At 63.1% G+C, this 20,544-nt stretch carries 19 protein-coding genes; 11 read left to right on the top strand and 8 right to left on the bottom strand.

Annotated elements, in window-relative coordinates; genetic code table 11:
- Positions 1-206: 206 nt before the first annotated feature.
- The 5 genes from amaB to QKW60_RS10415 form a co-directional block, all read right to left on the bottom strand.
- The gene (gene amaB, locus QKW60_RS10395; RefSeq protein ID WP_282368559.1) at positions 207-1,706 is read right to left on the bottom strand and encodes an L-piperidine-6-carboxylate dehydrogenase; all 1,500 of its coding nucleotides are present in this window, start codon (positions 1,704-1,706) and stop codon (positions 207-209) included.
- 1 nt (position 1,707) lies between these two features.
- On the bottom strand, positions 1,708-2,739 hold the full coding sequence (locus QKW60_RS10400) for an ACP S-malonyltransferase (RefSeq protein ID WP_282368560.1): 1,032 nt from the start codon (positions 2,737-2,739) through the stop codon (positions 1,708-1,710).
- Positions 2,736-4,925 carry a dehydrogenase E1 component subunit alpha/beta gene (locus QKW60_RS10405; protein ID WP_282368561.1) on the bottom strand — a complete coding sequence of 730 codons (2,190 nt, stop codon included), beginning with the start codon at positions 4,923-4,925 and terminating at the stop codon, positions 2,736-2,738. The genes QKW60_RS10400 and QKW60_RS10405 overlap by 4 nt, the downstream gene beginning before the upstream one ends.
- Before the next feature lie 107 nt (positions 4,926-5,032).
- Entirely contained in the window at positions 5,033-6,241 is a 1,209-nt protein-coding gene (locus QKW60_RS10410; protein ID WP_282368562.1) for an acyl-CoA dehydrogenase, read from the bottom strand.
- Positions 6,242-6,249: 8 nt separating this feature from the next.
- Positions 6,250-7,455 carry a pyridoxal phosphate-dependent aminotransferase gene (locus QKW60_RS10415; RefSeq protein ID WP_282368564.1) on the bottom strand — a complete coding sequence of 402 codons (1,206 nt, stop codon included), beginning with the start codon at positions 7,453-7,455 and terminating at the stop codon, positions 6,250-6,252.
- Between the two features lie 92 nt (positions 7,456-7,547).
- Between QKW60_RS10415 and QKW60_RS10420 the strand changes: the two genes are divergently transcribed.
- The 4 genes from QKW60_RS10420 to tdh all read left to right on the top strand — a co-directional run bounded on the left by QKW60_RS10420 (position 7,548) and on the right by tdh (position 11,433).
- Positions 7,548-8,465: a LysR family transcriptional regulator gene (locus tag QKW60_RS10420; protein ID WP_282368566.1), complete on the top strand. Its 918-nt coding sequence runs from the start codon at positions 7,548-7,550 to the stop codon at positions 8,463-8,465.
- A 31-nt stretch (positions 8,466-8,496) separates the two neighbouring features.
- Positions 8,497-9,057: a helix-turn-helix domain-containing protein gene (locus tag QKW60_RS10425; protein WP_282368568.1), complete on the top strand. Its 561-nt coding sequence runs from the start codon at positions 8,497-8,499 to the stop codon at positions 9,055-9,057.
- 148 nt (positions 9,058-9,205) lie between these two features.
- Entirely contained in the window at positions 9,206-10,396 is a 1,191-nt protein-coding gene (locus QKW60_RS10430; protein WP_282368569.1) for a glycine C-acetyltransferase, read from the top strand.
- A gap of 11 nt (positions 10,397-10,407) precedes the next feature.
- Positions 10,408-11,433, top strand: a complete 1,026-nt coding sequence (tdh, locus tag QKW60_RS10435; RefSeq protein WP_282368681.1) for an L-threonine 3-dehydrogenase — start codon at positions 10,408-10,410, stop codon at positions 11,431-11,433.
- On the opposite strand, the gene QKW60_RS10440 is transcribed toward tdh, so the two are convergent.
- The 3 genes from QKW60_RS10440 to QKW60_RS10450 are packed head-to-tail and all read right to left on the bottom strand — an operon-like array spanning position 11,430 to position 13,637.
- Positions 11,430-12,230, bottom strand: coding sequence for a 3-methyl-2-oxobutanoate hydroxymethyltransferase (locus QKW60_RS10440; protein WP_282368570.1), 801 nt, complete (start codon positions 12,228-12,230; stop codon positions 11,430-11,432). The two genes, tdh and QKW60_RS10440, sit on opposite strands and share 4 nt — an antisense overlap.
- A gap of 3 nt (positions 12,231-12,233) precedes the next feature.
- Positions 12,234-12,548: a MocE family 2Fe-2S type ferredoxin gene (locus QKW60_RS10445; RefSeq protein WP_282368571.1), complete on the bottom strand. Its 315-nt coding sequence runs from the start codon at positions 12,546-12,548 to the stop codon at positions 12,234-12,236.
- Between the two features lie 12 nt (positions 12,549-12,560).
- The gene (locus QKW60_RS10450) at positions 12,561-13,637 is read right to left on the bottom strand and encodes a fatty acid desaturase family protein (protein ID WP_282368572.1); all 1,077 of its coding nucleotides are present in this window, start codon (positions 13,635-13,637) and stop codon (positions 12,561-12,563) included.
- Positions 13,638-13,775: 138 nt separating this feature from the next.
- Between QKW60_RS10450 and QKW60_RS10455 the strand changes: the two genes are divergently transcribed.
- The 7 genes from QKW60_RS10455 (at position 13,776) to iolG (ending at position 20,541) form a co-directional block, all read left to right on the top strand.
- Positions 13,776-14,807, top strand: coding sequence for a LacI family DNA-binding transcriptional regulator (locus QKW60_RS10455; protein WP_282368573.1), 1,032 nt, complete (start codon positions 13,776-13,778; stop codon positions 14,805-14,807).
- Between the two features lie 162 nt (positions 14,808-14,969).
- Entirely contained in the window at positions 14,970-15,797 is an 828-nt protein-coding gene (locus tag QKW60_RS10460) for a TIM barrel protein (protein ID WP_282368574.1), read from the top strand.
- Between the two features lie 78 nt (positions 15,798-15,875).
- Complete coding sequence (locus QKW60_RS10465) at positions 15,876-16,817, top strand: substrate-binding domain-containing protein (RefSeq protein WP_282368575.1); 942 nt, start codon at positions 15,876-15,878, stop codon at positions 16,815-16,817.
- Between the two features lie 84 nt (positions 16,818-16,901).
- Positions 16,902-17,975 (top strand): ABC transporter permease, encoded by a 1,074-nt coding sequence (locus QKW60_RS10470; RefSeq protein ID WP_282368577.1) that lies wholly within the window; start codon positions 16,902-16,904, stop codon positions 17,973-17,975.
- A 10-nt stretch (positions 17,976-17,985) separates the two neighbouring features.
- Positions 17,986-18,756, top strand: a complete 771-nt coding sequence (locus QKW60_RS10475; protein WP_282368579.1) for an ATP-binding cassette domain-containing protein — start codon at positions 17,986-17,988, stop codon at positions 18,754-18,756.
- Positions 18,756-19,526, top strand: coding sequence for an SDR family oxidoreductase (locus tag QKW60_RS10480; protein WP_282368582.1), 771 nt, complete (start codon positions 18,756-18,758; stop codon positions 19,524-19,526). The genes QKW60_RS10475 and QKW60_RS10480 overlap by 1 nt, the downstream gene beginning before the upstream one ends.
- 10 nt (positions 19,527-19,536) lie before the next feature.
- Complete coding sequence (gene iolG / locus QKW60_RS10485; protein WP_282368583.1) at positions 19,537-20,541, top strand: inositol 2-dehydrogenase; 1,005 nt, start codon at positions 19,537-19,539, stop codon at positions 20,539-20,541.
- The last annotated feature ends 3 nt before the right edge of the window (positions 20,542-20,544 follow it).

Genomic DNA, 20,544 nt, shown 5'->3' on the forward strand with positions numbered 1-20,544 from the left:
CAGGGAATGCTCTGGCCAAAACTGTGCGCTCGACGCCGCCCAGACCCGTCAGGCACATCCGCACTGTCCCGTCGTCCGCACACAGGCATAGTGGTGCCTTTAGAACTTTTCGTCGCTTTCATATCCCAGATGCGACGAAGCCCCGGAGATGATCCGGGGCCTCATGTTTGGCAAGTGGTCCCGGATCACGTCCGGACTGCCTTGCCTCAGAAGTCGAACTTCACGCCTTGCGCCAGCGGCAGCTGGGCCGAGTAGTTGATCGTGTTCGTCTGCCGCCGCATGTAGCCCTTCCAGGCGTCCGAACCGCTTTCACGGCCACCGCCCGTCTCCTTTTCGCCGCCGAAAGCGCCACCGATCTCGGCGCCCGAGGGGCCGATATTGACGTTGGCGATGCCGCAGTCGGAGCCTGCAGCGGACAGGAACGCCTCGGCCTCGCGCATATTCAGCGTGAAGATGCAGGACGAGAGGCCCTGCGGCACGTCGTTCTGAATGGCGATGGCCTCCTCCAGCGTCTCGTAGCCCATCACATAGAGGATCGGCGCGAAGGTTTCGGTCCGCACGGTGTCGGTCTGCTTCGGCATCTCGGCAATCGCCGGTTCGACATAGGCCCCGCCCTGCGGCACGCCCGAGGTCACGGTCTTGCCGCCATGGACTGTACCGCCCTCGGCCTTGGCCTTTTCTAAGGCCGCCTGCATCCTGTCGCGCGAGGCATGGTCGATCAGCGGGCCGACCAGCGTCGTCCCCTTGCGCGGATCGCCGATAGGGAGCGAGCCATAGGCCTTGGTCAGCTTGGCGACCAGATCGTCCTTGATCGAGTTATGCGCGATGAGGCGGCGGAGCGTCGTGCAGCGCTGGCCCGCCGTGCCGACGGCGGAAAAGACGATGGCGCGGACGGCCATGTCGAGATCGGCCGAGGGCGCGACGATCATGGCATTGTTGCCGCCAAGCTCCAGGATCGGTCGCCCCCAGCGCCCCGCGACCTTCGGGCCGACGATGCCGCCCATGCGGGTGGAGCCGGTGGCCGAGACGATGGGCACGTCCTGCGAGTTCACCAGCGCCTCACCGATGGCCGGGCCGCCGATGACGAGTTGGCAAAGCCCCTCGGGTGCGTCGCCGAAGCGCTTGAGCGCGCGTTCCATGATCTTCATCGAGGCCATGGCGGTCAGCGGCGTCTTTTCGGACGGTTTCCAGATCACCGGATCGCCGCAGACGAGGGCAAGGGCGGTGTTCCACGACCAGACCGCGACGGGGAAGTTGAAGGCGGTGATGATCGCGCAGGGGCCGAGCGGGTGCCAGGTCTCCATCATCCGGTGGCCGGGACGTTCAGACGCGATGGTCAGCCCGTAGATTTGGCGCGAGAGGCCGACCGCGAAATCGCAGATGTCGATCATCTCCTGCACCTCGCCGAGGCCTTCGGAGGTGATCTTACCCGCCTCCAGCGTCACTACCGCGCCAAGCTCGTCCTTGGCCGCGCGCAGTTCCTCACCCAGAAGCCGCACCAGTTCCCCCCGGCGCGGTGCGGGCACGGTGCGCCAGGCTTTGAACGCTTCCTGCGACTTCGCGATGATCTTGCCCATGTCCGCCGGGTCAGTTTCGCGCACCCGCGCCACTTCGGCCCCGTCGATGGGCGAATGCACGGCCAGCGTGCCGCCGGTTACTTCCGCTTCGGTCAGGCCCGCGGCCTTGATGATGTCATTGTGGCTCATGTCAGTCTCCCTTGGTGACGGTGCCGTGCTGATCGTCCATTCCCATGGAGATCAGCACCGGCCCTTCCTGTTGCCGTGTCTGAAATTCCTGCTTTGACCCCATGCTACGCCAATCCGACAGGATCAGCGACTGCGCGACCGCGCCGCCGAGCGTCGTGCCGGGGCCGGTGACGATGAAGAGATCGGGCGCGAATTCGCGCGCCGCGATCCTTATCGCATGGGTGAAGTCGTAGGTCTCGGTCACCTGATGGCCGAGCGTATAGTCCCAAAGCGCGTGGGTGTCGGTCGCTCCGGGCCACCAGATCGCGCCCCGCCCGTCGATCATCGGCAGCTTCGGCTGGCTGAAAAGCGACGGGCCAAGTCGCGTCCGGCCGCGTTCAGCGACGGGGGCCTGAAGCGAGGAATGGAAGGCCGCGTGATTGGCGAGCCGCATCGGAAAGCGGCCCTGAACCGGCGGCACGGCTTCCTCGAATGCCTTCAGCCCCGCTTCGTTTCCGGCCAGTACCAGCATACCGCCGAGGTCGATGGACAGCGTCAGGACATGATCCGCGCGGGCCGCAATGTCGCCGATCAGCACCATCAGTTCGACCTTACGCCTCGGGTCGGGCCGCCAGTCCTCGCCGACGAAGGGATAGATCAGCTGGCCGCCGATCAGGGCCTCCTGCATCAGCGTGCCCATGGTGTTCACCACTTCGAACCCGGCCTCGGCCGTCAGCGCGCCGCCGCAGGCGAGCGCCGAATACCAGCCCATCGAATTGCCGGTGACGGCGACCACATCGACTCCGTCGATAGCGCGGAAATCGCCCAAGGTGGCGGCGTAGATCAGGGCCGAGGCATTGTCGCCACGGGTGTGTTTCGCAACGGAATATGAAGCCGCCCCGTCCAGCGCTGAAAGTGTCTCCTGCCCCAGCGAGGAGCGCGCTTCATCGAAGCAAGCGAGGAGCGTCCGGTCGGGAAAATGGCGCTTGAGGTAGCCAAGTTCGGTCTTTGTATAGGTGCCCCGTCCGGGGCAAATGACGACAGCTTTCTTCATTTCGTCCCCCCGATCAAAACCATCGCGGCGTCAAAGATACTATCGGCGGATGGCATCGTCGCCGCATAGGCCGGACCGGTCGCGATGAAACTGTCCTCGGCGGTCAGCCGCGCCTTCGGCACGTCCGTTCGTTCGGAGAAGAGCGCCATCAAGGCCTCGGCAAGGCCACCCGAGCGGCGCGTTTCATCTACGATCAGGATGCGCTTCGTACCTTTGACGGCTTCGACCAGCGCGTCGGCGGGCAGGGGCGAAAGCCAGCGCATGTCGATGACCCGCGCTTTCACGCCTTTCTTCGCCAGCCGTCTTTCGGCCTGACGCGACAGGTAATTGCCGTTGCCGAAGGTGACGATGGCAAGGTCCGTACCGTTGCCATGAACCCCCACCTCTCCGAACCCGATCACCTCGGACCGCTCCGGATAGCGGCACATCCAGCCGCCGTCCTTCTCGGCATGAAGATCGCGCATCGGGTAAAGCGCGATGGGTTCGAGGAAGACGACGACCCGTTGCTCCTCACGCGCCAGCCGCACGCATTCGCGCATCATCCGCGCCGCGTCGGCCCCGTTCGACGGGCAGGCGAGGATCACGCCGGGAATGTCGCGGATCACGGCGACCGAATTGTCGTTGTGGAAATGCCCGCCGAAACCCTTCTGGTAGCCAAGCCCCGCGATCCTCAGCACCATCGGGTTGGTGTATTGGCCGTTCGAGAAGAAGGAAAGCGTCGCCGCCTCGCCCCGGATCTGATCCTCGGCATTGTGCAGATAGGCGAGGAATTGAATCTCGGGCATCGGCACGAAGCCGTTCTGTGCCATGCCGATGGCGAGGCCGAGGATGGATTGTTCGTCGAGAAGCGTGTCGATCATCCGGTCCTGCCCGAAGCGTTGCGTCAGCTTCTGCGTTACGCCATAGACGCCGCCTTTGCGGCCGACATCCTCGCCCATCATGACGATCTCGGGATGTTCCAGCATCAGGTCGGTGAGCGCCCAGTTGATCAGGCGCGACATGATCTGCGGCTCGTCCATTGCCTTCATGTCCCCACCGAAGGCCGCCGCCCGGGCTTCGGCCGAAGGGCCGTTGGTCGGCTTGCACGACCGTTTCGGCGGGATGATCGAGGCCATGACATCGCTGGCCGTCTTCAGGCGCGGCCGCTTGACGGCTTCACCCGAAATCCGCGCCACCCGGGCGTTCGTCTCCTCGTAGATCGCGAGCGCCCCGGCGGGGTCGAGCGCCCCGGCCTGATCCAACAGACGCACCGAATGCAGCAGCGGATCATTCGCCTCCTCGGCCTCAACCTCCTCACGGGAAAGGTAGGTCGTCGGCACGTCTGCCCCGGCATGGCCGTAAAGCCGGATCGTACCAAGATGGAGGAAGGCAGGTTTCTTCCGCGCGCGGACATAATGTGCGGCTTCCTGCGCCACACGGAAGGTTTCGTAGATATCTAGCCCGTTGCAGTGGAAGTATTTCAGCCCCGGACGGTCCCGGAAGGTCGCGGCGATCCAGCCCTTGGGCGTCTTCGTGGAAATGCCGATGCCGTTATCTTCGCAGACGAAGAGAAGCGGCAAGGGGATCGACTGGTAGGAGGTCCAGCTCGCCGTGTTAAAGGCACCCTGCGCCGTCGAATGGTTGGCCGAGGCATCGCCGAAGGAGCAATAGACGATGGCGTCGTCGGGCAGCGCCTTGTGCTCGGGCGCATGGCGGCGCGCCGCACCGATGGCATAGGCCGCGCCCACCGCCTTCGGCAGATGCGAGGCGATGGTTGAGGTCTGCGGCGGGATATTCAGCGCTTTGGAGCCCAGCACCTTGTGCCGCCCGCCCGAGATCGGGTCCTCGGCCGAGGCGGCGAAGGACAGAAGCATATCCCAGGCAATTGACTGCCCCGGCACCTGGGCCGCCCTCGCGATCTGGAACGCCGCATCACGGTAATGCAGAAAGGCCATATCGGTCGGGCGCAGCGCGGCCGCAACCGCCGCCAGCCCCTCATGCCCCGAAGAGCCGATGGTATAAAACCCCTGCCCCGCTTTTTGCATCGCCCGGCTCTGCCGGTCTAACGCACGGCTAAGGCACCCGGCGCGGTAGACCGACACCGCCTCGGCCGCCGAGAGCGGACCGGACGGCGCGGCCCCGGCAGGCAGGTCGCCTGCGGCCACCCGTCTCAGAAAGTTCTCATGAACGATGTCGGCGCGGTCCATCTTGGTCTCTTATCCCGTCAGCTTCCACTTGGTCCAAATATCCCCGCCGGAGGCATCCGACCGATAGGCCGGGAGCCTCCGGCGAGAGTATTTTTGAACAGAAGAAATCAGAAAAACGCCTGCAACCCGGTGATCGCCCGCCCGAGGATGAGCGCGTGGACATCATGGGTGCCTTCGTAGGTGTTGACGGTCTCCAAATTGACCATGTGGCGCATGATCTGAAAGTCCTCCTGAATGCCGTTGCCGCCATGCATGTCGCGGGCATGTCGTGCGATTTCCAGCGCCTTGCCGCAGTTGTTGCGCTTGACGATGGAGATCATCTCGGGCGCGGCCTTGGCTTCGTCCATCAGTCGGCCGACGCGCAGGGAGGCCTGAAGGCCAAGCGAGATTTCGGTCATCATGTTCGCGAGCTTCAGCTGGTACAGCTGGGTCTGCGCCAGCGGCCGGTTGAACTGCTTGCGGTCAAGCCCGTATTGACGGGCGGCATGCCAGCAGAACTCGGCGGCGCCGAGAACGCCCCAGGAAATGCCGTAACGCGCACGGTTGAGGCAGCCGAAGGGACCCTTCAGCCCTTCGACATTTGGCAAAAGCGCGTCTTCGCCGACCTCGACATTGTCCATCACGATCTCGCCGGTGATCGAGGCGCGCAAGCTGAGCTTGCCGCCGATCTTCGGCGCCGAAAGCCCCTTCATGCCCTTGTCGAGCACAAAACCCCTGATCTTGCCGCCATGCGCCTCGGACTTGGCCCAGACCACGAAAACATCGGCGATGGGCGCGTTCGAGATCCACATCTTCGACCCGTTCAGCACATAGCCATTCGCCGTCTTCGTCGCGCGGGTCTTCATACCGGCGGGATCGGAGCCCGCATCGGGTTCGGTCAGGCCGAAGCAACCGATGAATTCGCCACTGGCGAGTTTTGGCAGGTATTTCTTGCGCTGCTCCTCGGACCCGTAGGCATAGATCGGATACATGACGAGCGAGGATTGCACCGACATCATCGAACGATAGCCGCTGTCGACCCGCTCGACCTCGCGCGCGATCAGCCCGTAGGAGACATAGCCCGCGCCAAGCCCGCCATATTCCTCAGGGACCGTGACGCCCAGAAGCCCCATCTCGCCCATCTCGCGGAAAATCTCGGGGTCGGTCTTTTCCTCGCGGTAAGCCTCGGTCACGCGCGGCTGGAGCTTTTCGGCCGCATAGGCGCGGGCGCCGTCGCGCAGCATGCGCTCTTCCTCGGTCAACTGGTCTTCCATGCGGAAGGCGTCTTCCCAGTCAAAGCGGGAAAGGTCGGGGGCGTCTTTCGGTTTCAGGGCCATTTGGGTCCTCACTTCAGATTTGCGCAGAACCGCGCGATGCGGGTGGCGGCCTCGGTCAGCGAGGCCCTCGAATAGGCGTAGGAAAGCCGGATATAGCCCGGCGTACCGAAGGCACGGCCGGGGACGAGGGCGACGCCTTCCTCCTCCAGCAAAGCCTCGCAGAAATCGGCGTCGGTTTCGATGCGGCGGCCTTTGACTGTGACCTTGCCGAAGGCGCGGGCGCAACCGGGGAAGAGGTAGAAGGCCCCGTCCGCCGAGGGGCAATCGAGCACGCCCGTCGCGTTCAGCGCAGCCGCCAGCATATCGCGGCGCTCACGGAAATCGTCGCAGCGTTCGGCGAGCAGTTGCTGGTCGCCTTCCAGCGCGGCCACCGCCGCCGCCTGCGAAACCGAGGACGCACCCGAGGTGATCTGGCTCTGCACCGCGACCATGGCCGAAATGAGCCGCTTCGGCCCGATCCCCCAGCCGATGCGCCAGCCGGTCATTGCGTAGCTTTTCGAAACCCCATTCACGATCAGCGTGCGGTCGGCGAGGTCAGGGGCGACGGCGCGGAACGAGTGGAACGGGACATAGGATATGTGCTGGTAGATCTCATCGACCATGATGCCGACATGAGGGGCATCACGCAGAACCTCGGCCAGCGCCTCCAGATCGTCCTTGCTATAAGCGGCCCCCGACGGGTTCGAGGGTGAATTCAGGAGAAGCCAGCGCGTCTTCGGCCCGATCGCGGTGCGCAACTGGTCGGGCGTGATGCGAAAGCCGGTTTCGGCCGACGTCGGCAGAACCACCGCCTTGCCGTCGCAGACGGTGATGATGTCGGGATAGCTCGTCCAGTAGGGTGCAACGATCAGCACCTCATCGCCGGGATCGAGCGTGGCCGCAAAGGCATTGTAAAGCACCTGCTTGGCACCGGTGCAGACGATGATTTCGCCCGTCTCTGGCCTGTAGCCGTTCTCGCGCTGGCAGGCCTCGCCAATGGCCTTGCGCAGCGCCAGTGTCCCGGCGGTCAGTGTGTATGTCGTTTCGCCCGCCAGTGCGGCCTTGTGGGCGGCTTCAATGACCGGCGCTGGTGTCGGGAAGTCAGGCTCTCCGGTGCCGAGCGTGATGACGTCCCGCCCCTCGCGCTTCAGCGCGTCGGCAAGCTCGGAAATCTTCAGGATTTCAGAGAGTTCGACCGCGTCGATGCGGGCGGAGCGGCGGAAGGGGTCGGACATGGGGGCCTCATGCGGGTTTTATGCATTATGGGCCATTGTATGCCGCCGGGATACCGCTATTCTGGCCGTATAATATGCATGGAGCGCATATAATGGCCACGCCCCGTCGGTTCCTGCCGTCAATCTCGCTGCTCACCGCATTCGAATCGGTGGTGCGCACTGGCTCGACGCTGGCGGCCGCCCGCGATCTGGACCTGACGCAGGGCGCGGTCAGCCGTCTGGTCCAGAACCTTGAGGCGCAGTTGGGTGTCACGCTTTTTCTGCGCGAGCGGCGCAGGCTGATCCCCACCGACCATGCGCTGGCCTATGCCCGCGATGTGGTGAAGGCGCTCGACCTCATTTCACGCGGCTCGATGCGGGTGCGGTCGAATACTGGTGGCGGGACGCTGTCGCTCGCCATCCTGCCGACCTTCGGCACGCGCTGGCTTGCCCCACGCCTACCGCGTTTCCTGGCCGATCATCCGGGGATAACAATCAATCTCGGCACCAGGCTGAAGCCTTTCGATTTCGAGGAAGAAGGGTTCGATGCCGCGATCCATTTCGGAGCCGAGAACTGGGCGGGCACCGGTTGGGTCAAGCTTTTCGACGAGCGGTTGGTCGCCTGCTGTGCGCCGAAGTTTCTCTCTGATCATCCGGTCGAAGAGCCCTCGGACCTGATCGGACTGCCGCTTCTGCAACTCGAAACCCGGCCCAACGCATGGGCCGCATGGTTCGCTCATCATGGGGTCGAACGGAGGGTGGGGCAGGGGATGCTGTTCGACCAGTTCGCGCCGATGATCCAGGCGGTAATTCACGGGCTGGGTGTGGCGCTCTTGCCCGAATTCCTCGCCAAGCCGGAACTGGCTGACGGGCGTCTGGTCGAGGTCTTCGGTGGGCCCGTGCAGGGTGAGGGCAGCTATTACCTCGTCTGGCCATCGGTCGGGGCATGGTATCCACCGCTTCAGGCCTTCCGTGACTGGCTGGTCGCCGAGGCCGCCGACCCGGACGGCGAGGCGATGCTGCCCCGTTGACCTTTTCCCCTGCCGGGATCACCTTTGCCCCATGAACACACGCCCCGATATCCATGACCGTCTCGCCGCCTCTCTGAAGGAGGCGCGGAAGTCCAAGGGCCTCAGCCTTGACGCGGTGGCGAAGCTCTCCGGCGTCTCGCGGTCGATGGTCAGCCAGATCGAGCGGGGGGAGAGTAGCCCGACCGTCTCGACGCTCTGGAACCTGACACAGGCCCTGCAGGTCGATTTCGCAGGGCTTCTCGAAGGGCGCACCGCGCCGGGGATCGAGGTGATCCGGGCCGAGGCCGCACCCGTGATCGCGGGGCGGGGGCAGGGCGTGCGGATACGGATATTGTCGCCCGCCGAAGCGGCGGGGGAGCATGAGGTTTACGACCTTGTTTTCGATGCCGGCGGTCGGCTCGTCAGCGACCCGCACGGGCCGGGCTGCCGCGAGCATCTGACGGTGCTGGACGGCGCAGTGGCGGTCGTGTCGGGAGAGGACAGCCAGCGGCTGGGCGTCGGCGACACGGCCCGCTACTTCGCCGACCGACCGCACCGGATCGAGGCCGAGGGCGGTGCGGCACGGGCGATTCTGATCGTGCAGAATTCCTGACGCTCCGCCGGGCGGAGGAGCCGGAAGCCTCCGGCGGAGGTGTTTTGGAACAGAAGAAGCTGGAATCCGTGATTTAGGATTTTAATCCGTCATATTGACATTGGCGTGATAGCGGATATTGTTCCGCCATACCGGAGGAGAGTCTGTGATGTCCGACCAAGCCGCCTTTCTGCAGCATCTGGGCGAAACCCTGACGGGGATCGAGGCCGATGGGCTTTTCAAGCGCGAACGCCTGATCACATCGGCGCAAGGCGCGCATGTGAAGGTGGCCGGGCGCGACGTGCTGAACCTGTGTGCCAATAACTATCTGGGCCTTGCCAATCATCCGGCTTTGATCGCGGCGGCGAAAGCGGCAATGAACGACCACGGCTATGGCATGGCCTCGGTCCGGTTCATCTGCGGCACGCAGGACCTGCACCGGGAGCTGGAGGCGCGGATCGCGAGTTTCCTCGGCAAGGATGACGCGATCCTGTTCGCGGCCTGTTTCGACGCGAATGGCGGGCTGTTCGAGCCGCTTTTGGGGCCGGAAGACGCGATCATCTCGGACGCGCTCAACCACGCCTCGATCATCGATGGCATCCGGCTCTGCAAGGCGAAGCGCTACCGCTATGCCAATTCCGACATGGGTGATCTGGAGGCGCAATTGCAGGCGGCGCGGGCCGATGGCGCGCGGTTTATCATGATTGCCACCGATGGTGTGTTTTCGATGGACGGCTATCTGGCGAAGCTGCCCGAGATCGTGGCCTTGGCGGAGAAGTACGGCGCACTGACCATGGTCGACGATTGCCATGCGACCGGGTTCATGGGGCCGCAGGGGCGCGGCACGCCTGCCCATGCCGGTGTCGATGTCGATATTCTGACCGGCACTTTGGGCAAGGCGCTCGGCGGCGCTTTGGGGGGCTATATCGCGGGTCCGCAACCAGCCATCGACCTCCTGCGCCAGCGGGCACGGCCCTATCTCTTCTCGAACGCGCTGCCGCCTGCCGTGGTGGCTGCCGGAATCGCGGCGCTTGATCTGGTGGAGGCGGCCGACGATCTGCGGGCATCGCTTTTCGGGAACGCCCGCTACTGGCGCGCGGGGCTGGAAGATGCGGGATTTACGCTTCTGCCCGGCGAACACCCGATCATCCCGGTCATGCTGGGCGAGGCGAAGCTGGCACAGGCCATGGCGGCGGCGCTATATGAGCGCGGTGTCTATGTCTCGGGCTTCTTCTTCCCGGTCGTACCGAAGGGGCAGGCGCGCATTCGCACGCAGATGAACGCGAAGCTCACCCGGGAAGATCTGGACTTTGCGCTCGACGCCTTCCGGGCGGCGGGCAAGGCGGTGGGGGCAATCTGATGCGCAATGACATGAAGGCACTGGCAAAGGCGAGGCCCGAGGTCGGGCTCTGGATGGAGCACCGCCCGGTGCCGGAGATCGGGCCGGATGACGTGCTGATCCGCATCCGCAAGACGGGCATTTGCGGCACCGATATTCATATCTGGAACTGGGATGAATGGGCGGCGCGGACTGTTCCCGTAGGTCTTGTCACCGGTCACGAATTCGCGGGCGAGATCGTCGAGATCGGCAAGAATGTCGAAGGTTTGTCGATTGGACAGCGCTGCTCCGGCGAGGGTCATCTGATTGGTAAGAAGTCCCGCCAGAGTCGGGCGGGCAAGTTCCATCTCGATCCTGCCACCCGGGGCATTGGGGTCAATGAGCAGGGGGCCTTTGCCGAATACCTGAAGTTGCCCGCCTTCAACGTTGTTCCACTGCCCGATGAGATTGATGACGAGATCGGGGCGATCCTCGACCCCCTCGGCAATGCGGTCCACACGGCCCTCAGCTTTGATCTGGTGGGCGAGGATGTGCTGATCACCGGCGCGGGCCCCATCGGCATCATGGCCGCCGCCGTCGCCCGCCATGTCGGCGCGCGGCACGTAGTCATCACCGATGTCAATCAGGACCGGCTGGATCTTGCTGCCCAGGTAACGGACGTGGTGCCGGTCAACGTGGCCAAGCAAGACCTGAAGGATGTCGAAGGCGCCCTGAAGATGAAGGAAGGCTTTGATGTCGGCATGGAAATGTCCGGCAATCAGGCGGCCCTCGACCAGATGGTCGAGAATATGGTGATGGGGGGCCGCATCGCCATGCTGGGCATTCCGCCCGGCAAGTCGCCGGTCGACTGGTCCCGGATCGTTTTCAAGGCGATCACCATCAAGGGTGTCTATGGCCGCGAGATCTTCGAGACCTGGTACAAGATGATCGCGATGCTGGAAAACGGGCTCGATATTCGGCGGGTGATCACCCACCGCTACAAGGTGGATGACTTCCGCGACGGATTCGAGATCATGCGGTCCGGCAAAAGCGGCAAAGTGGTGCTGGACTGGGGCTAGGCCGGGGCGTCGAGGCCGTTCAGGAACGCCTCGAATTCCCGGTCGTCTATACCCACAACATGCTCGGGCGCGGGATAAGCGCCCGATGCCACATCCGCAGCAAACTCGCGGAAGGCGGCTATGCGTTCCCGCTGCAACCGTTCGTATTCGACCCGGAAGTTCCGATAGACCTTGGCATGGCGCGGACGGTGGCCACGTGTGCAGCCCAGCACGTCCTCGGCAAAGAGGTATTGGGCGTCACCCCCGGCGCCCGCCCCCATCGACAGCATGATAAGCGGCGTGCGGCGTGAGATTTCGGCCGCCACGCGGTCGGGGACGACTTCCAGTTCCGCGCCGATCGCGCCCGCTGCTTCCAGTGCCTTGACGTGACGCCAGACGGAAAGCGCGCTGTCGGCGGTCTTGCCCACGGCCTTGAACCCGCCTGTCCAAGTGGCCTTTGACGGAATCAGCCCGACATGACTGATTACCGGAATGCCCTCCTCCGCCAGCGCCTGGATCGTACCCAGCCCGGCCGCGCAATAGACCGCGTCGCCACCGATCCGCATCGCCCGATGGGCGGCACGCAGATAGTCCTCTGCGGTCACGAGTTCGCCGTAGAGAAGACCGACCTGTACGAAGCAATCCCCCGCCGCCTCTCGCATCTCGGGCGTCCACAACGGGTCTATGATCGACAGGATGTCGATTCCGGCGACGGCAGCGGCGCGGGCCTCGTCGAGCGTTTCGACATAGAGCATGGTCATCTGCCGCTTGCCCTTCATCGTCCTGAGGTCGGCGACGGTCATCCGGTTGTGGCGCATGGCTCAACCCACCTGCACGAGTACGCGGCCACCCTCGACCTTCACCGGATAGGTCGCAAGGTTCACGCAGACGGGCGCGCGCTTCGCCTCGCCCGTCCGATAGTCGAACTGGCCATTATGCTTGGGGCATTCGATGACGTAATCCATCACCAGCCCCTCCGCGAGGTGGACCTGTTCGTGCGTGCAGAGCCCGTCAGTACAGAAATATTCGTCGTCTGGGCTCCGGTAGACAGCGTAGGTCCGGCCGCCGTGATCGAAACGGATCACATCCTCTTGCTCGATTTCCTCCGTCCCGCAGGCGTCAATCCAGTTGCTCATGCCCTTCTCCCTTTATCCGGCCGCGCCGAGTGCCGCGGCGTGGAAATCTTCCTTGTAAGGTTTCGCCGTAGGCGGCAGATCGCGCTTGAGGAAGTAATCCTCGTAGGCGAGTTGGCGCTTCAGGATTGGCAGAACCTCGGCATAGGCCTCCCAAATCGATCGATTGGGGCGCGGCAGGTCATCCTTGATCCGCTCGTGCAGCGCAGGCAGCCGGTGGTAGGGCACCATCGGGAACATGTGATGCTCCACATGGTAGTTCATGTTCCAGTAGATGAAGCGGCTGACCGGGTTCATATAGACCGTGCGGCTGTTCAGCCGGTGGTCGATGACATTGTCGGCAAGGCCCGCATGTTGCAGGACGCCGGTCAGGACGTGATGCCATGCGCCATAGAGGCGGGGCAGGCCGATCAGCATGAGGGGCAGGATTGAACCCGTCCAGATCGCGAGGCCCATGGTTGCGGCGTAGATGAGCACCCAGATGCGGGCGATGCGGACGACTTTCGGGTGCTCGCTTTTCGGGATAAAGGTCGCTTCCTCGGGGTCGAGGCGGCCTGAGGCATTCAGGAACATCCTTGCCCAGCCGTTCCATGCATCCAGAATACCGATAAAGTTCAGGCAGATGCGGAACAAAGCTGGCGGGCGCATCGCCACGATCTCCGGGTCGCGGCCGACGATGATCGTGTCTGTGTGGTGGCGGGCATGGCTCCAGCGCCAGGCCACCGGGTTGCGGATCATGCAGAAGCTGGCGATCTGGTAGACGAGGTTGTTCATCCAGCCGGTGCGGAAGGCAGTGCCGTGCCCGCATTCGTGCCAGCGTGAATCCATGGCCGAGCCGTAGAGAACGCCATAGGCCAGCCAGAAGGGCGCAGACCACCACGTAGGCCAGAGGACTATGCCTCCCGCCGCGAAGGCGATCATCGCTGAAAACAGAATGAGCGTATCGCGGATCGCTGGCCCGTCCTCGCGCGCCATCAGCGCCTTCATCTCCTTGCGCGGGATGTCGGTGTGATACCATTCCGCCGCCGCGAGGCCTGTTTGCACCGCGCGTCTCGCGTCCTCGCCCAGCAGGCTGTAATCCCGTTTCGTCATGTCCAGTGTCCTGAATTGTGCCGGACCGAAGCCTAGGAGCGATTGCGCGAACACCATAGATCGGGTCTTGGATTCCCGTCAGATATCGTCAAAATGCGGCAGATAAAATGACGTAATTACATCAGACTCGGAGGCGTGATGGCGGGGCGGATGACGATCGCGGATGTCGCGCGCGAGGCGGGTGTCAGCACGGCGACGGTCGACCGGGTGCTGAACGGACGTGAGAAGGTACGCGAATCCACGGCGAAACAGGTCTTCGAGGCGGCGCATCGGATCGGCTATCACGCGGCGGGCCTGATCGGGCAGCGGATCAAGACGGAACTGCCGCTGATGCGGTTCGGTTTCGTGATGCACAAGGAAAAGCAGGCCTTTTACAAAAACTTTGCCGCCGAGATGGAACGCGCCGTGCGGGCCGCCCCGGATGTGCGGGGGGAACTGATCATCGAATATTCCGCCTCGCAGTCGCCGGGCGATTTCGCCGATCTGATGCGGGGGCTGAAAGGCCGGGTAGATGTAATGGGTGCAACTGCCGTCACGCACCATATCGTTACCGAGGCGGTTCAGGAGTTGCAGGAGGGCGGCATACCCTGCTTCGCGCTTCTGAACGACTTCGCCCAAGGGGTGCGGCAGAACTATATTGGCCTTAATAACCTTAAGGTTGGGCGTATCGCGGCCTCAATGATTGCCACTGCGGTACACAAGCCGGGCAAGATCGCGGTCTTTGTCGGCGGCTATCGTTGGCACGGGCACGAATTGCGTGAAACCGGGTTCCGCTCCTATTTCCGAGAATATGCGCCGCAATTCACCGTGCTCGATACGCTGGTCAATCTTGAGACCCGGCAACTCACCTATGAGGCGACGCTCGATCTTCTCGCCCGGCATCCCGACCTGCGCGGCATCTATTGCGCGGGCGGTGGGATGGAGGGCGCAATTGCCGCGTTGCGTGAGGTGCGCCAGCCCGGGGATGTTGCGCTTGTCGTCAACGAGGTAACGCCTGAAACCCGCGCCGGGCTACAGGATCGCTATATCACACTGGTCATTTCCACCCCATTGGCGGTGCTGTGCCGCGACGTTGTCGCGCTGATGTCCAATGCGGTCCTCAACGGCATGTCGGATGTGGTTGGTCAGCATTTCCTTCAGCCAGAGCTTTACCTGGCAGAGAGCATTTGATGACGTAATTACATCATTATGGTGATGTGGATTTCGTCACCTATGACGGAAACCACACCCCCTTACATTGACGATTCGTCTTATCGGGCGGCACCTTCGTTCCGACCGACATGAGATCGGCTCCTCGGGGACACCAGCCGGGGCAGGGAGGAAACGCGCAACATGCTGCCACTCGCGCTGAACCACATGACCGTGGCCCGGCTGAATTACGAGGGTCTTCTGGACCTTGCAGCGGAGCTTGGCTGCGTAGGCGTCGAAGTCCGCAATGATCTGCCGCAACCTCTGTTCGATGGTCGCGACCCGGCTGAGGCAGGACAGATGGCGCGCGACAGGGGGCTGCGGATTCTGGCCGTCGCCGAAGTGAAGAGGTTCAACGACTGGTCCGCCGGGAAAGCGAAAGAGGCGCGCGACCTGATGCACATCGCCGCCGCCGCAGGGGCCGAGGCGGTCAGTCTCATTCCCCGCAATGACGGCTTGGGCATGGGCAACGGTGAGCGGCAGGCCAATCTGCGCGTCGCGTTGAAAGACCTCAAACCGATGCTTGAGGATCACCGGCTGATCGGTTTGATCGAACCCCTCGGCTTTGCGATCTGCGCCTTACGTTACAAGGCCGAAGCGGTGGAGGCGATCGAAGCCTTGGGGGCAACCGGCCGGTTCAAACTGGTCCACGACACATTTCACCATACGCTCGCCGGGGGCGGCCCGATCTTTGCGGCACATACCGGCATGGTTCACGTCTCGGGTGTTACCGATCCGGGGCTCGGCATTGACGAGATGGGTGACGGGCACCGGGTGCTGGTCGATGAACGCGACCGGCTGGGCAACGTCGATCAACTCAGGGCACTCAGTGACGCGGGTTACACGGGGCCGGTGTCGATGGAGAGTTTTGCGAAGGAAATACACGACCTGAACGATCCGGGCGCCGCCTTGTCCCGGTCGTTCAATTTCATGCGGTCACGGATGAGCGAATGTGAAAGCGCTCATGACTGACCGATACCAATGCCCGAAGCGGGCTTCCGGCATGGTTTCAGGGAAAGGGTGCGCCGGACACCCGATGGGAGGAAAGACATGAAGAAAACCTTGGTAGCCGCCAGCCTTGCGGCGATGATGGGAACTACGGCGCTGGCCGAAAACGTCGGTGTCTCTATGGCGCTTTTTGACGACAACTTCCTGACCGTTCTGAGAAACGGGCTTCAGGCCTATGCCGACGAGCAGGGTCACGATGTCCAGATCGAAGACGCACAGAACGACGTCGCCAAGCAGCTCGACCAGATCAACAACTTCATCGCCTCGGGCGTTGATGCAATCATCGTAAACCCGGTCGATACATCGGCGACGCAGGCGATGACCGACGCTGCCGCCGCCGCAGGCGTCCCGCTTGTCTATGTGAACCGTCAGCCGATTAACCTCGACACGCTGCCCGACAACCAGGCGTTTGTGGCCTCGAACGAAGTCGATAGCGGTACGCTCGAAACGATCGCGCTCTGCGACAACTGGGCGGGGGAAGGCAAGACCGAGGTCAACGTCTATGTGATGCAGGGTGAGCTTTCGAACCAGGCGGCAGTGCAACGGACGCAGGATATCTATGACGTGATCGAGGCTGGCAAATGCAAGGTTACGGTCAATGTGATCGACCAGCAGACTGCAAACTGGAGCCGCGATCAGGCTCAGAACCTGATGACCAACTGGCTGTCAACCGGCGCCGCCTTCGACGGGGTGATCGCAAATAACGACGAAATGGCCATTGGCGCGATCCAGGCAATGAAGGCTGCTGGCATCGACATGGCGTCGGTGCAGGTCGGCGGTGTGGACGCAACGCAGGATGCCCTGGCTGCCATGCAGGCGGGCGACCTTGATGTGACGGTGTTCCAGAACGCCGCAGCGCAGGGTTCCGGAGCGCTCGATGCGGCCGTGAAGCTGGCCAGGGGCGAAGCGGTTGATAACGCCGTCTGGGTCCCGTTCGAACTGGTGACGCCGGACAACATCGGCGACTACCTGTCCAAGAACTGATCGACGGGGAGACCAAGATCTGAGGCGGTGCGGCATCGCACCGCCTCATGCGCCCGATGTAACGGGGACATAGGGGGAAACTGCATGGCCAACACGGCACACGGTATCGGCGGGTTGAAATACGACCCTAAGAAGCGCACCAAGCCACCAGAACTAAACGTGTTTATGGCGCTCGTCCTGATTATCGTCACGTTCGAGGTGCTTGGCTGGCTGATTTACCGGGATTCGTTCCTGTTCAATACCCGCGACAATGTCGATGCGATCTTCAACTGGGCGCGGATCAACATCATCATCCTGCAGGTGTCAATCATCGGGATCATCGCCATCGGTGTGACGCAGGTGATCATCTCGGGCGGCATCGACTTGTCGTCAGGCTCCATTGTCGGTGCTACCGCGATGATCGTGATGAGCTTTGCGCAAACGGAACTGGTTAACGGGAACCCGAACCCCAAGGCGGTCTTCGGTGCCTGGGCCATGGACCTTCCCGTGCTGGTACCCATCCTTGTCGGTCTTGCCTGTGGCCTCATCGCGGGCTGCGTGAACGGCCTGCTCATCGCCTATACCCGCATACCGCCCTTCATCGCCACGCTCGGCTTGATGGTGTCGGCCCGCGGCCTGTCCAAATGGTGGACGAATGGCCAGCCGGTCTCGTTCCCCACGGAAGGCTTCGCTGCGCTTGGCAAGGGCATGATGCCGGTTGTCTACTTCATAGCACTCGCGATCCTCTTCCACCTGATCCTGCGGCAAACCGTTTACGGCAAGCACACCTATGCCATTGGCTCGAATGAGGATGCCGCACGGATGTCGGGCATCAACGTCGCCCGTCACAAGGTGCTGATCTACACGATCGCCGGGATGCTTGCCGCGATTGCTGCCATCATCCTGTCTTCAAAGAACCTGACGGCGCAGGCGGGAATGGGGGTCATGTATGAACTTGACGCGATCGCCATGTCGGTCATCGGCGGGGTCAGCCTTGCCGGTGGGCGCGGCTCGATCATCGGGACCGTGCTCGGCGCGCTGATCTTCGGTGTGATCATCTCCGGCTTCACGTTCCTGAAGCTCGACGCCTATTACCAGGAAATGGTGAAGGGCGCGATCATCGTCGGTGCCGTGGTGCTCGATCAGTGGCGCCAGCGCCGTACAGCGGCCCGGATGTGAGGAGGAGAAGATGAGCGACATCATTCTCGAAACCCGTGACCTGACAAAACATTACGGCGGCGTACACGCGCTGGAAGGGGCGAACTTCACACTCCGCAAGGGCGAACATGTTGCCATTATGGGGGACAACGGCGCCGGTAAGTCGACCTTCGTTCGTCAGATTACCGGTGTCGAACAAAGGACCCGTGGCGACATCGTCTTCTACGGCAAGCCGGTGAGTTTTGCCGGCCCGCTGGATGCGCGCGAGGCCGGGATCGAAACCGTATTCCAGACGCTGGCACTGGCCGATCACCTCGACGTGGCTGACAATCTGTTCCTCGGACGTGAGAAGATCCGCTTCAAGCTGGGTCCCTTCTCGATCCTCGACTACAGGGCGATGCGTGACGCGACGCTGGCCGCGCTGGAAAAAACGGGGGTTAAGATCCCCAACATCCACAACACGATTGAGCGGATGTCCGGCGGCCAGCGCCAATGCGTGGCTATCGCGCGGACTGCGACCTTCCATTCGCGCCTCACGATCATGGACGAACCCACCGCAGCCCTTGGTGTTCAGGAAACCGCGCAGGTCGAAAATATCATTCGTACACTGAAAGAGGCGGGTGAACCCCTGATCCTGATCAGCCACAACATGCGGCAGGTCATGGACCTCGTTGACCGGATCGTCGTCTTTCGACGCGGGCGGATCGTTGCCAACCTCAAGAAGGAAGAAACGGACGGGCAGGATGTCGTCGCCTATATCACCGGCGCGAAGACGCAACCGGAATACGAAGGCGCGGCTTGATGGATGCGGACCACCGCGACACCTCGGCGCTGATCATCGGCGGGACGCAGGGCCTTGGCCTTGCCATCGCCCGCGCGCTGAGCGCAGCCGGGTGCCGCGACCTCGTGATCGCGGGGCGCAATGCAGAACGGGGTGCGAAGGTTGCGGCAGAAATCGGCGCGACTTACCGGCAGGCCGACCTTGCCGATACGGACCAGATCATACGTCTTGTCGATGAGGCATCGGAAGTGATGGGCAGGGTGACCGCGCTGGTGAATGCCGGGGCTGCGACTGATAGGGGGTCGGTCCTCGATACGACACCCGAGCTTTGGGACCGGATGATGGCAGTCAACGCGCGGTCGCCCTTCTTCGCGATCCAGCGGGTGGCGCAGCGGGCGCGCGAGGCGGGGCATGCTGCGTCCATCGTCAACATCCTGTCGATGGTCGTCCATTGCGGACAGTCCTTCCTTGCCCCCTATTCCGCGTCAAAGGCGGCGCTTGCCAATGTCACGAAGAATGCCGCGCAAGCGCTCAGGCGGGACCATATCCGCGTTAACGCCATAAACTGCGGCTGGATGGACACGCCGGGTGAGGATGAAATACAGCGCCGCTATCATGGCGCCGGTGACGGCTGGCTGGCCGAGGCCGAGGCGCGTCAACCCTTCGGCATGCTGGTCAAGCCCGACCATGTGGCAGGTCTAGCCTCCTACATGCTATCGCCGCAGTCCGGTGTGATGACGGGTACGATAGTGGATTTCGACCAGAACGTCGCCGGGGCCTATCCCGAGTAAAGGAAAAGACATGACGACACGATTTGCAGTTCTTGGGGCCGGCCGCATCGGTCAGGTCCATGCCCGCGCCGTGACATCCACCATGGGCGCGCGCCTTGTCGCGGTGGCCGAGCCGGATGCGGCAGCGGCCACGGCCATTGCGACGGCCTATGACTGCGATATCCGCACGATTGATGAAATCGAAGAGGCCGACGACGTGGATGCGGTGATCATCTGCACCCCGACCGACACCCATGCCGACCTGATCGAGCGCTTCGCCCGCGCGGGCAAGGCGATCTTCTGTGAAAAGCCAGTGGACCTCAGCCTGGCCCGTGTCCGCGCCTGTCTGGATGTTGTCAGGGAAACCGGCGCCACGCTTATGGTCGGGTTCAACCGCCGCTTCGACCCCGATTTCATGGCGGTGAAGGCGGCGATTGATGCAGACCGGATCGGCAAGGTCGAGATGGTGACGATCACCTCCCGCGATCCCGGCGCGCCGCCTTATGACTACATCACCCGGTCAGGCGGCATTTTCCGCGACATGACGATCCACGACTTCGACATGGCCCGCTGGCTTCTGGGCGAGGAGGTCGAGACGGTGATGGCCGCCGCCTCGGTCCTGACCGATCCGAAGATCGGCGAACTGGGCGATTATGACAGCGTCAACGTGATCCTGCGGACTGCGTCCGGCCGTCAGGCGATCATCACCAACTCCCGACGGGCGAGCTACGGTTACGACCAGCGGATCGAGGTTCTGGGCGACAAGGGCGCGGTTTCCGCGGCCAATACGCATGAGGCGAATATCCAGTTCGCGGGTCAGGGTGGCTTCACCCAGCCGCCGCTCCTGAACTTCTTCATGACCCGCTACACCGCCGCCTACGCCAATGAAATCGCGGCCTTCATCGCGGCGGTGAATGCCGGGGCGACACCGCCGACCAGCGGGGAAGACGGCCTACTGGCGTTGGCGCTTGCCGAGGCCGCGCTGAAATCAGTGGCTGAAGACCGGGCCGTGCGGGTCGCCGAAGTACTCGGATGATCC

Origin of the sequence: Albidovulum aestuarii (assembly GCF_029961185.1) — a bacterium.
Lineage (GTDB): Bacteria > Pseudomonadota > Alphaproteobacteria > Rhodobacterales > Rhodobacteraceae > Albidovulum > Albidovulum aestuarii.